This window comes from Chelativorans xinjiangensis (genome assembly GCF_009812055.1).
Classification (GTDB): domain Bacteria; phylum Pseudomonadota; class Alphaproteobacteria; order Rhizobiales; family Rhizobiaceae; genus Chelativorans; species Chelativorans xinjiangense.
Genome location: NZ_WQNH01000025.1, coordinates 56,540 through 67,974, shown reverse-complemented (window position 1 = coordinate 67,974; position 11,435 = coordinate 56,540). Strand labels below are relative to the sequence as shown.

Below are 11,435 nucleotides of genomic sequence, written 5' to 3'. Positions count from 1 at the left end.
CGTCTCCATCGATGCCATCGCCACCAATGCCACCAATGCCACCGCCATCAGAGATGCCGGCGCCGACTATCTGCTCGCCGTCAAGGCCGCACCCGTTTCATGTGCCCATGCGATCGCCGATCCGGCGGGCACTTGTCGTCAGTCATATCTTCATGCTATTTTTGCAAATCATTCTCATTTGCAGGATTAACGAATGCTGGAACTTGCCGATTGGCTGCGAACGCGATTGAGCCGGCGTACCGTCCTAGGGGCGGGTCTTGCGGCGGCGAGCGGAACCGCCGTCGCTGCGGCGGCAGGTCGTACCCAAGAGGTCAATCAGCCCCGATATGCTGGCGACAAGCCGCATGAAGGGATGGCTGGTTCAGGCCATAATTCCGGCCACGGCTCCAACCACGGAGCGATGATGACCGTGGGAGAGGTCGATGAAGCGAAGAACGGCTTCGATACGGCAAAGATGCTGACCGAATGGGAGACGGGGGCGGTCTCGCGCCTGCCGGACGGGCGCATTCTGCGCACCTTCGAGATCGAGGCCGTCGACAAAGAGATCGAGATCGCGCCCGGTATCATGTTTCCGGCCTGGACCTACAATGGCCGCGTTCCTGGGCCGGCGCTGCGGGCGACCGAGGGTGAGAGGCTGAATGTCGTCTTCCGCAACCACGGCTCACACCCCCACTCGATCCACTTCCACGGCATCCATTCGGCGCGCATGGACGGGATTCCGGGCGCCGGCGTGATCGCGCCCGGCGAGGAGTTCGTCTACGAGTTCGACGCTAAGCCCTTCGGCTGCCACCTTTACCACTGCCACGCGCTGCCCCTGAAGCGGCACATCCACAAGGGGCTCTACGGGCTGTTCGTGGTCGACCCCGATCCCACGCTTCACCCGGAGCACACAGACGTCGTCCGTTCCCGCCTGCTGGGCTCGCCGGAGAACGCCGAGTGGCAGGAACTGGCGATGGTGATGAACGGCTTCGACACCAATTTCGACGACGAGAACGAAATCTACGCGGTCAACACCGTTGCCCATGCATATATGAAGCGGCCGATCCCGATACGGCGTGACAAGCCGGTGCGCGTCTACCTCACAAACGCCGTCGAGTTCGATCCGATCAATTCCTTTCATCTCCACGGAAATTTCTTCGACTATTACGATCACGGTACGACGCTGACGCCGACGCTTCGCACCGTCGATACGATCACCCAGTGCCAGGCGCAGCGCGGCATTCTCGAGTTTTCCTTCAAGGACCACGAGCCGGGGCTCTACATGTTTCACGCGCACCAGTCGGAGTTCGCCGAACTGGGCTGGATGAGCTTCTTCGACGTCCGGGAGGCGGTGGCATGAACGAGGCACGTCCGCTCGCCGAAGCAGGATCCGCCCCGGGCGAAGCGCCGCGATCCCGCGCAGCCCTACTCTGGCTTCTTCTGCCGCTCGCCGTTCTTGCGCTTGCGGTTGGCTGGCTCGTTGCGGCCGATCCGTTGCGCCACTTCGACAACGGCGCACCGCCGGTGGAGAACCTGACATTCGAGCGGACGGTTTTGTCATCCGATGGCATCGACGTTCTCGTCCGCGCCGGCGGGTCGGAACCGATGACCATCGCCCAGGTGCAGGTCGACGAAGCCTATTGGCAGTTTACCCAGAGCCCGTCCGGCTCGCTCGCGCGGGGAGAGACCGCCTGGATTCATCTATCCTACCCCTGGGTTCCCGGCGAGGCGCATGCGGTGAAGGTCATCACGAATACCGGCGCCACCTTCGAGCATGAGATTGCTGTTGCTGTGCCGACGCCGGTTGCCAATGCGGCAAGCCTCGGCGGCCAAGCGCTTCTGGGCATCTTCGTCGGCATCGTGCCTGTCGCCATTGGATTGATGTTCTATCCCGCGCTGCGCGGCGTCGGACGCCGCGGCATGAACTTCCTCCTCGCCATGACGGTTGGGCTTCTGGCCTTCCTTATGGTTGACGCCGCGGGCGAGGCGCTGGAGCTTGCAAGCGAGGCGGCCGCCATCTTCCAGGGCCAGGCCATGGTGGTTCTCGCGGCCGCGGCAAGCTTCCTCCTGCTCATGGCGGCGGGCCGCCGCGGCGGAACACCGGCCGGCGTGACTCTGGCGGCATTCATCGCGCTCGGCATCGGCCTGCACAATCTCGGCGAGGGGCTCGCCATCGGTGCTGCCTTCGCGTCGGGCGCGGCCGGCCTCGGCACATTCCTTGTGCTCGGCTTCACCTTTCACAACATCACCGAGGGTATCGGCATCGCGGCACCGATGCTGAAGGCGCGCCCGGCGCTGTGGACCTTTCCCGCGCTGACGTTGCTCGCCGGTGGCCCGGCTGTGCTCGGGCTTTGGCTTGGCAGCCTCGCCTATGCGCCTCAATGGTCAGCGCTGGCGCTTGCGATCGGTGCGGGCGCGATCCTTCAGGTTGTCGTCGAAGTCACGGCCTATCTGATGAAGTACGATGGGCGTGGCGCCACAGCGCTTTCCTCCTGGCCCGTCCTGTCCGGCCTCGCCTTCGGTGTCGCGTTCATGTACGGCACCGCCATACTGGTGAAGTTCTGACTGCAAGCCGTGGCGGCGGGCCAGGCTCTACAAGTATCTCCTCCTCCGGCGCCGCGCGGATATGCCGAGAATGTCCGCTTCCTGTGCACTTCCTCGCATTCGTGGCAACACCAGGGGATGTCAAAACCCCACCGTCCGCGCGTCTTCCGCTGCTGCGAGATCGTATAGGGATGATGATCAGCTGAATGAACTTACCGCCTAGTGGTGCGATCCTGACAGATGGTACCCACCTGTCAGGACAAGTCGCCCCACCAGATCAATAGCTTGTGGGCTCACTTCTCCAAACAGATGGGTACCACCTGTTTGGGTCAGACCACTAGGTTCGTCAGTGGTGGGGCTGGCTAACAATTCAATCACGCTTTTCACCGCCTCGTGAGTAATCCACACAGGCGCGCGCCGTTGCCGCGATGACGGCAAGCGTTGCCGTGGTTCCGTCCGCTTCGCCTTTTTCAAAGTCGCCTTCAGTCTGCGCCATGGCATTCGTTACATGCGCAAAGCAGACAACCGACCGGTTCATCGCGGTTGCAAACGCGTACAGGGCGGCGGCCTCCATTTCCACAGCGAGCGCGCCCAGCTCCCGTGCAGACGCAATCGCGTTCTCGGTTTCGCGATAGGGCGCATCCGTCGTCCAGGTCGCACCGCGGTGGACAGCGACCCCGGAAAGACCTGACAAAGCCCCCTCGACGCGAGCGAGGAGCCCTGCGTCGGAGGCTTCGGCGAAGGTGGCTGGCGGAAGATAGTGGTAGCTCGTGCCTTCGTCGCGCAGGGCGCGGTCGATCAGGATGAAGTAGGGCGTCGCTCCCTTGTCGGTGATCCGGCCGGCGGACGTGACGCTGACGAGCAGGCGGCAGCCGGACGCAAAAAGCTGCTCGGCCACGAGCACCGCAAAAGGAGCACCCACCGCGCAGCCGATGATGCCGATCTCGCCGACGCCGTCGAGATCGAAGGCAAGAAGCTCGGTGTGGTAGCAGGCCCACCCTTCATGGGTTCGCCCCGCACCCGTTCGTCTGAGGTGCCGCACGACATCGCCGTCGGGATCGAGGACACACACCGCGGGAACGGTCATGAACGGCAGCCCCTTCTGCCGGCGCGCCTCGCGCAACAGCGCCTCCGGCCGGAACATCGAGGGAGACGCATGGTCCTTTCCGTTCATGACCGGCCACGCCGCGCCCTCACTTCCCGTTTCGCTTGCTTTCTGATCCATAGGACTGGCCCCGCGTGTTTGTTTCAGGCGACCGCTTCGACCGGCAGCCCAGCAGCCTTCCATTCGGGATAGCCGTCCTCGAGCCGTCGGACGAGATAACCGCGCTCGCGCAGCGCCGCGACCGCTTCGAACGAGAGAACGCAATAAGGGCCGCGGCAATAGGCGATCACTTCCCGATCTGCCGGAAGCTCGCCTAAGCGGCGCTCCAGCTCGGTCAGCGGGATGTTGAGTGCGCCAGGAAGATGTCCGACCGCAAACTCATCATCAGGCCGTACATCGAGAACCGTGACCATGCCGTCATGCAGCCTCGAGACCAGGTCTTCTCGCGATACCGGCTCCAGCGCATCGCGCGCTCGGAAGTAGTCGGCCATGACGCGGTCGACCTCGGCCACGTTTCGCTCCCCGACACGGCCGAGCGCCTTGATCAGCGCCACGACCTCGGCATCGCCGGCGAGGCTGTAGAGCACATGCTTGCCGCGGCGCTCCGTCTCGACGAGGCGCGCACGCCGCAGGATCTGCAGGTGCCGCGACGTGTTGGCAAAGCTCAGATGGGCTCGCGCGGAGAGTTCCTCGACGCTGCGCACCCCTTGCGCCAGGTGCTCCAGAAGCTCGAGCCGGTGCGGATGGCCGAGCGCCTGAGCCACCTCGGCAAGGCTTTCGTAGATCGCTTGTTTCGGTCCGGTGCTTGACACGGCAGCTCCTCAGTGGAACATTCAGCGGAATGATTGAATGTTTCTAGCCCTTCGCAACAGGGAGTGCAAGCCCATGATCCTTCGCCAGTTCCTTCACACAGATCCGGTCGGCATTTCCTATCTTTTCGGCTGCGGCGGCAAGGCGGCCGCAGCCGTCATCGATCCGGTCGGCGACATCGAGCCTTACCTGCGCGCGGCCGAGGACGCCGGCATGCGCATTCACTTCGTCATCGACACGCATGTTCACGCCGACCATCTCTCAGCCGGCCGCTCTCTCGCCGAGGCTGCCGGTGCGAAGTACGTGTTGTCGACCGAGGCCGACGTCTCGTTCCCGTTCAATGGAGTCCACAACGGCGACGTGCTGCCGCTCAGCAACGTGAGCGCGACGGTCATGCATACGCCCGGGCACACGCCCGAGCACATCTGCCTGCTCGTGAGCGACCGCACACGGGCCGACGAGCCCTGGTTCGTCTTGACCGGCCACACTCTGATGGTCGGCGATCTCGGCCGCACCGAGCTCGCGGTCAGCGCCGAAGAAGGTGCCAAAGACCTCTTCCGGAGCGCCGGCCGCCTCAGGGCTCTTCCCGACCATGTCGAGATCCTATCCGGGGCCTATGCCGGCTCGGTCTGTGGCCGGCGCTTGAGCGGCAAACCCTGGTCCACCATCGGCTTCGAAAAGCGCCACAACGAGGCTTTCGGAATCGAGGACGAGGACGAGTTCATCCGCTTCATGCTCGCCGAGATTCCGCCGGCCCCGCCGCAGGCCGCGCAGATCCGGGCCGCCAATTCCGGCCACACGGCTGCCGCGGCCTGACCATGAGAGAGGCGACATCGGACCGTCAGCCAGCGAGTTCGACAGTCAGGCTGGGCCTTAGAGAGAACTGGCCGCAGTTCGCGCTGCTCGTCCTGATCAACGCCTTCGTCGGCGGCATGGTCGGGATCGAGCGCACGGTCGTGCCGTTGATCGGCTCGGAGGAATTCGGCATCGCCTCGATGACGCTCGTCGTCTCCTTCATCGTCAGCTTCGGCGTGGTGAAGGCCTTCGCCAATCTCGTGTCGGGGCAACTTGCCGACCTCTGGGGGCGCAAGCGCGTTCTGGTCCTCGGCTGGCTCGTCGGCCTGCCAGTTCCCTTCATGATCATCTGGGCACCGAGCTGGGAATGGGTCATCGCCGCCAACGCCCTCCTCGGCATCAACCAGGGACTTGCCTGGTCGATGACGGTGATCATGAAGGTCGACCTCGTCGGACCGAAGTCGCGCGGCTTGGCCGTCGGCCTCAACGAGTTCGCCGGCTATCTCGCCGTCGGCATGACCGCGTTTCTCACCGGCTATCTCGCCTCGCAATATGGCTTGCGCCCGGCGCCGATCTATCTTGGCATCGGCTATGCAATCCTGGGAGCCGCGTTGTCGATCCTGCTGGTGCGCGATACGCGAGACCATGTCCGGCTGGAGGCCTCCTCATACACGCAGAAGGCTGCGCCGATCAGTTTTCGGGAAGTCTTTGCGCTCACATCGTTCAAGGACCGCAATCTCTTCGCAGCCTCGCAGGCCGGCCTCGTCAACAACCTCAATGACGGCATGAGCTGGGGCATCTTCCCGTTGTTCTTCGCCTCCTTCGGCCTCGGCGTCGAGCGCATCGGCATCCTTAAGGCGATCTATCCCGCGACCTGGGGCATCCTGCAGATCGCAACCGGCCCCTTGAGTGACCGCTGGGGGCGCAAGGGCCTGATCGTCGCCGGCATGTGGGTGCAAGCCGCGGGCCTATTCCTCACGGCCGCAACGCGCCAGTTCGAGTGGTGGCTCTTGGGCAGCCTGCTGCTCGGGCTGGGGACGGCCATGGTCTACCCGAGCCTCATTGCGGCCGTCTCTGACGCCTCGCATCCAACCTGGCGCGCCCGCTCGCTCAGCGTCTATCGGTTCTGGCGGGATCTCGGCTACGCGATCGGGGCGCTGTCGGCGGGCCTTATTGCTGACTTTTTTGGGCTCTCGTACGCAATCGCTTCTATCGCCGCCCTGACGTTTCTCTCTGGGTTGGTCGTGGCCCTCGTGATGCGCGAACCTGATCTTTCGCGCACGCCTACGGAGCCGCATCCGTCCTCGAGGCGGGCAACATGACGATACGGCGGATCGAAGTCCGACTGGCCGAGCAGTTGATCCGGCGCAAAGTCGCCGCCTCGCTTTTGGGCTAGACTGCAACTCAGATCGCGGCTGCGGCTTACCGGCTTTTGCGTATCGAAGCCGCAGCCGCCAGCGGGCTGGAATGGGCTCTGCAGAGCCCTCTAGAGGCAAGGAGGTTCCCATGACGTTGACTGCACTAACACGCACGACCGCGCTCGCTGCCATCATCGCTACCGGCGCGACGACCGGTGCTGCCGCGCAAACAACCGCGGCCGATCCGCACCATCCCGAGACGCTCGCACAGGCGACGCCGCCGGCCGAGCCCGGGGACACGGCTGGACAAGGCCAAGGCACGCAGCCTGGCCAACCCGGCATGATGCCTCCCCGAATGATGGGCCAGGGGATGATGGGCCAGGGGATGATGGGCCAAGGGATGATGGGAGGCATGCCAATGATGCGCATGCGCGGGCACATGATGAAGATCATGTTCGCCATTGCCGACACGGACGGTGACGGCGGGCTCTCCTTCGAGGAGATTACGACTATCCAAAAGCGGATATTCGACAAGGTCGACGCAGACAAGGACGGCAAAGTGACGCCCGAGGAGGTTCAGACCTTCTTGCGGGAGTAGCCGCGCGGCGGGCACGGGGCGAGCTTCGCGGCCGCGCCGCCTATCCAATGCTGATCCATGATGGAGATCACCAATGCAAAAGGTTCTGGTTCCGATGTTCGTCGCTGCGGGCGCGGTCCTTGCGCCAAGCGCTCTGTGGGCTCAGGCACCTTCGGACGCCGAACGGTACGCTTGGGCCCCTCATATGATGTGGTGGGGTGGAGGCTGGGCGATGATTTTCGGCCCGTTGTTCATGATCCTTTTTCTCGCGGTGCTGATCGCAGCCGTGGTCCTTCTCGTCCGCTGGGTCGGCGGCCCGTGGCAGTCAACAGCGCCACCGCATCACACGCCGCCGGGCCGCACGCCGCTCGACATTCTCAAAGAGCGCTTTGCGCGCGGCGAGATCGACAAAGACGAGTTCGAGGAGCGGCGCCGCGTTCTCGGCGAATAGGGCGGGCTCGTCGCACGGCTGATGGTTGCGGAAGTCGCCTTTTGATCGAGGCGCGTTCGAAGAACGGAAGAAAGGGACACCTGTGCAGATCCTGTTCATCCTGAATGACCCGCCCTATGGCACCGAGCGGTGCTACAACGGCCTACGCCGGCTCTTGCTCTCATCAAGAACGAGCCTGGAACCGGAGTCACAGTGTTCCTGATGGCCGACGCCGTGGTGGCCGCAAAGACCGGTCAGAAGACCCCCGACGGCTACTACAATGTCGAGCGCATGCTGAAGGGGGTGGTTGCCGGCAAGGGACAGATCTTGCTGTGTGGCACTTGCATGGACGCGCGCGGCCTGACTGAAGCCGACATCATGGCTGGCGTAAGGCGCAGCACTATGAACGAACTCGCGGCCGCCACCATCGCCGCCGACAAAGTGCTGGTGTTCTGATCCGATGGCTCAGATCTATCTCGACCACAACGCCAGCACGCCGATCGATCCGGCGGTGGCAAGGGCAATGCGGCCGTTTCTCGACGAAGTCTTTGGCAATCCGTTCAGCGGCCATTGGCGAGCACGCCGGCAAAGGCCGCACTGGAGCGCGCCCGCGCCCAGGTCGCCACGCTGCTCGGCTCGGCGCCCGACGAGATCGTGTTCACAAGCGGCGGCAGCGAGGCCAACAACCTTGCCATCAAGGGTACGTTCTTCGCGCTCAGGCACAAGGGGCGAGCACATCGTCACCACCGCCGTCGAGCACCCCGCCGTTCTCGCTTCCTGCCGGTTTCTCGAGCGGCTTGGCGCGACGGTGACCTATCTGCCCGTCGACTCGACGGGTCGGGTCGATCCCGAAGCCGTGCGCCGTGCCATCACTCCGCGCACCGTCCCGCCGGGGCACCAGTCCGCAACAGGTGCTCGCGGCACAGGGGGCTTTGGGTTGCTCCCGACGGGAAGGCCCGGTCACGCCAGTCTACAACTCACACCGGCGCATCAACATGAAAAGGTACAGGGGGCTCGCAACCGTCGATATCAGCAGGGGCTTTTCCAGGCAGCAGCATGATAAGCCAACATAATCCAAGTTTGCTCTCAACACTTCGTTCCAGAGTGCGCCCAGTCCCCTCTAGTTCCAGTGTCGCCGACCTGTAGTGAAGGCACAAAAAGACTACAGACATGACACGCGCAACACCACGATGGGCATTCCAAGACAGGAGGAACATCAAAGTAGCGCCAGTTGCCGGTCGTTTGAGCGGCGCATAGTGAATGGCTCAAGCCGACCTGTTTCAGTCGTCCGGATCGGCTTGCGCTACGGCGCAAGTTGCCTCCCCAGCCGGACGGGGTTTTGCGAGCACCAGCTCATCGAACAGGACATGGCCTACTGCGCGCTTGTCTGCACCAACTGAAGCAGCGCGACGGCAACCAGACCCTTGCCGAATTATCTCGCGGCAGTGGCGCAATAGTTCAGCGATGTCTGCGCTTCGAGAGGTCAGTCATGTTTTCCGTGCAGCCTCTCCATGTTCGCGCCGTGATCTTCGGAAATGTTGGCGGGCGGCGATAAGGACGCATAGCCTCGCAGGGCCTTATATCGCTCGATCTGCTCTTCGGTAAGAAGAGGTGGCGTCGAAAGGTGCCGCGAAAGATGAACGAAGCGCAAATCAGCGCGCGCAGCAGCTGCTTTTTCGACCAGCACACGGAGCTGCCGCTCGTCCAACCGACCTCCAACGACGGCTTTCTCGATTGCTCGTTCCGCTGCGATAAATCTGTCGCCGGCGGCTATGGCCTCAGCCTTCATCTCGGAATAGATCGCTTCGATCCTGGTCACCTGATCGGGTGAAAGGCCGAGTTCGTCCTTCAGTATCAGCAGGTGGGACGGGCCGGGAATGCCGTTGAGTTCGGCCGCCAGAGCCAATCCCCATCCGGCTCCTTTCTTCAATTCGGAGATGTCCTCTTCCGAAAGGCTCTTGATCTTGCGGGTTTCAAAGCCGGCATACGGCGATGCCTGCCTGGCGTGCCGATGATCCTGCGCCTGAAGTCCGGCGGGAGTCATGATCAACAGAGAAAGGACTGTGGGAAGTAAGTAGCGTTGCATCGGAGGATTCCATTCGCTGTTGTTGAGGTGTCCACCGGTGGCACATATCCGACTCAACGCATATGATAGAGATCATGTCTGATAGTATCGCACAGCTCTTCGATGGCGGGTTCAGGCGCACACTCGCCGCATCCGAGCCGCTCTTTCACACGGGTGATCGCATCGATCAGATGTTTTTGGTGATCGAAGGCCAGATCGGACTGATCCGCCAGACCAGCATGGGAACGGAATTGCGCCTGCAGGCGGCACGACGAGGCCAGGTGGTGGCGGAAGCATCCGCCTATTCGGATGTCTATCACTGCGATGCACGGGCAAACGCCAATTCGACGATATGCTGCATTCCTGTCGTGACGTTCCGGTCCCGACTCAACGGCAATCAGGGTGCTGCGGACGCCTGGGCAGCGTATCTGGCCCGTGCTGTGCAGTCTGCTCGAACGGGAGCTGAGATCAGAACCTTGCGGACCGTCGCCGAACGTCTGGATGCCTGGCTCGGCGAAAGCAGGACAATGCCCGAAAAAGGGACATGGACGGAACTTGCGGCCGAACTGGGTGTAAGCCGCGAGGCGCTCTACCGCGAGTTGGGAAAACGACGGCGCGGGATCAGGGCCGAGCCCTCCGCTTAGTTACGGGTGCGTGTGCTATCCAACACATGTCGCACACGGGATCGCCATGAGACAGGGTGTGTGGACGGCTATAGTGCCCGCGCAAGCCGTCGCCCGCGAGGGCGACGATATTCTCACCCACATGCGCCGCAACGTGCGGTCGCAGGCGGCGGTGTAGACCGCCAGTTCCACCATAAGCCGGTTTCCCAGGCTTGGGAGCGTCTCTAGATGTGCGCCGGAGCGTAGCGCTCCCGCCTCAGTCTCCATGGCCTGCACGAAGGCGTGATCTCGGGTTTCAGCCAGCGAAACCTTTGTCCCCGTGTCGACCAGCGTATAGTTCGTCAGAACGCGATGAGCTGTGTGAGAGAAGACGGCGCAGCACGCTACGAACCAATCACCATATCAGGGAAACGGCCGATGTTTCAGGGTTGTTCATCGCAACCGCCTGCCCTTCGCTCGCGTCGGCGCCGTGGGCTTGCGGTACCCCTACCGCATCATCATTCCGGACCCATAGCCGCCCCAAGGGCCCATTCCCATGGTCGGCAGGACAATTTCGTCGGCCACCTTCTTCTGCTCGTCGCTCAACACCGCATAGAACTTGTCCACGGCTTGCCTGACGGCCTTTATCTCCCCAAGGCGGGCTTCCATGTGCGTCTGCTGGAAGACCAGCCTGTCGGGCAGCGGCTTGTCCCAGAAATCATCGCTGTGGAAGGTTTCCATCATCTCTTCCATCGCGTCGTTGTGGGTCTTGGCCGACGCGCGGATAGTGTCGGACAGCTCCTTCCACATCGGAGCCTGCTCCTCGGTGATCTTCAGTTCGGTCTCGAGGAGAGCCAGTCGGCCGTCGACGCGGTCGAGCATATAATCGCGCCCACGGTAGTAGCCCATCATCGGACCAGGACCGTCCCAGCCACCCATCATGTGGCCCATGCCCCAACCGGACCTGCGTTCCTGCCAGTCACTGCTATGGGCAAACACCGGCCCGGCCGCTGCCAGGACCACGGCTCCTGCCAAAAGCGCCTTCTTCCAGTTCGGCATTGTCGCCTCCACTTTGTATAGCCACTATCGACCACAAGATGAAGACACGGGCGTTCCGCCGCATTGATCCCCGTCAATTCAAACGGCGGGACAAGCGGCAGAGAGACGCTT

Annotated in this window: 13 protein-coding genes and 2 pseudogenes; 11 read left to right on the top strand and 4 right to left on the bottom strand. The window is 63.0% G+C overall.

Features of this window, described 5'->3' with window-relative positions; all coding sequences use genetic code 11:
- From GM910_RS15970 to GM910_RS15960, 3 genes and pseudogenes are all read left to right on the top strand, one after another.
- Positions 1-190 (top strand): annotated as a pseudogene (locus GM910_RS15970) (hypothetical protein); the annotation flags it as partial.
- A 162-nt stretch (positions 191-352) separates the two neighbouring features.
- Entirely contained in the window at positions 353-1,339 is a 987-nt protein-coding gene (locus GM910_RS15965; protein ID WP_343032992.1) for a multicopper oxidase domain-containing protein, read from the top strand.
- The gene (locus tag GM910_RS15960) at positions 1,336-2,544 is read left to right on the top strand and encodes a ZIP family metal transporter (protein ID WP_201285521.1); all 1,209 of its coding nucleotides are present in this window, start codon (positions 1,336-1,338) and stop codon (positions 2,542-2,544) included. The genes GM910_RS15965 and GM910_RS15960 overlap by 4 nt, the downstream gene beginning before the upstream one ends.
- A 349-nt stretch (positions 2,545-2,893) precedes the next feature.
- Here GM910_RS15960 and GM910_RS15955 read toward each other — a convergent pair whose 3' ends face one another.
- Both GM910_RS15955 and GM910_RS15950 read right to left on the bottom strand, forming a co-directional pair.
- A complete protein-coding gene (locus GM910_RS15955) occupies positions 2,894-3,697 on the bottom strand; it encodes a nucleoside phosphorylase (protein WP_159588926.1) in 804 nt (267 codons plus the stop codon).
- Positions 3,698-3,771: 74 nt separating this feature from the next.
- The gene (locus GM910_RS15950) at positions 3,772-4,440 is read right to left on the bottom strand and encodes an ArsR/SmtB family transcription factor (protein WP_159588924.1); all 669 of its coding nucleotides are present in this window, start codon (positions 4,438-4,440) and stop codon (positions 3,772-3,774) included.
- Between the two features lie 73 nt (positions 4,441-4,513).
- Between GM910_RS15950 and GM910_RS15945 the strand changes: the two genes are divergently transcribed.
- From GM910_RS15945 to GM910_RS27335, 7 genes and pseudogenes are all read left to right on the top strand, one after another.
- Positions 4,514-5,254, top strand: coding sequence for an MBL fold metallo-hydrolase (locus GM910_RS15945; protein WP_159588922.1), 741 nt, complete (start codon positions 4,514-4,516; stop codon positions 5,252-5,254).
- 2 nt (positions 5,255-5,256) lie between these two features.
- Positions 5,257-6,555 (top strand): MFS transporter, encoded by a 1,299-nt coding sequence (locus tag GM910_RS15940; RefSeq protein WP_159588920.1) that lies wholly within the window; start codon positions 5,257-5,259, stop codon positions 6,553-6,555.
- Between the two features lie 184 nt (positions 6,556-6,739).
- Positions 6,740-7,189, top strand: coding sequence for an EF-hand domain-containing protein (locus tag GM910_RS15935; protein WP_159588918.1), 450 nt, complete (start codon positions 6,740-6,742; stop codon positions 7,187-7,189).
- A 73-nt stretch (positions 7,190-7,262) separates the two neighbouring features.
- Entirely contained in the window at positions 7,263-7,619 is a 357-nt protein-coding gene (locus GM910_RS15930) for an SHOCT domain-containing protein (RefSeq protein WP_201285520.1), read from the top strand.
- A 201-nt stretch (positions 7,620-7,820) separates the two neighbouring features.
- The gene (locus GM910_RS15925) at positions 7,821-8,054 is read left to right on the top strand and encodes a DsrE/DsrF/TusD sulfur relay family protein (RefSeq protein ID WP_246226181.1); all 234 of its coding nucleotides are present in this window, start codon (positions 7,821-7,823) and stop codon (positions 8,052-8,054) included.
- A gap of 114 nt (positions 8,055-8,168) precedes the next feature.
- A pseudogene (locus GM910_RS27340) lies at positions 8,169-8,264 on the top strand (hypothetical protein); the annotation flags it as partial.
- 22 nt (positions 8,265-8,286) lie between these two features.
- The gene (locus GM910_RS27335) at positions 8,287-8,658 is read left to right on the top strand and encodes an aminotransferase class V-fold PLP-dependent enzyme (protein WP_246226179.1); all 372 of its coding nucleotides are present in this window, start codon (positions 8,287-8,289) and stop codon (positions 8,656-8,658) included.
- Positions 8,659-9,081: 423 nt separating this feature from the next.
- Here GM910_RS27335 and GM910_RS15915 read toward each other — a convergent pair whose 3' ends face one another.
- On the bottom strand, positions 9,082-9,684 hold the full coding sequence (locus GM910_RS15915) for a Spy/CpxP family protein refolding chaperone (RefSeq protein WP_159588916.1): 603 nt from the start codon (positions 9,682-9,684) through the stop codon (positions 9,082-9,084).
- Positions 9,685-9,758: 74 nt separating this feature from the next.
- Here GM910_RS15915 and GM910_RS15910 point away from each other — a divergent pair, with 74 nt between their 5' ends.
- The gene (locus GM910_RS15910) at positions 9,759-10,307 is read left to right on the top strand and encodes a Crp/Fnr family transcriptional regulator (RefSeq protein WP_159588914.1); all 549 of its coding nucleotides are present in this window, start codon (positions 9,759-9,761) and stop codon (positions 10,305-10,307) included.
- A gap of 465 nt (positions 10,308-10,772) precedes the next feature.
- Here GM910_RS15910 and GM910_RS15905 read toward each other — a convergent pair whose 3' ends face one another.
- Complete coding sequence (locus GM910_RS15905) at positions 10,773-11,324, bottom strand: Spy/CpxP family protein refolding chaperone (protein ID WP_159588912.1); 552 nt, start codon at positions 11,322-11,324, stop codon at positions 10,773-10,775.
- Between the last annotated feature and the right edge of the window lie 111 nt (positions 11,325-11,435).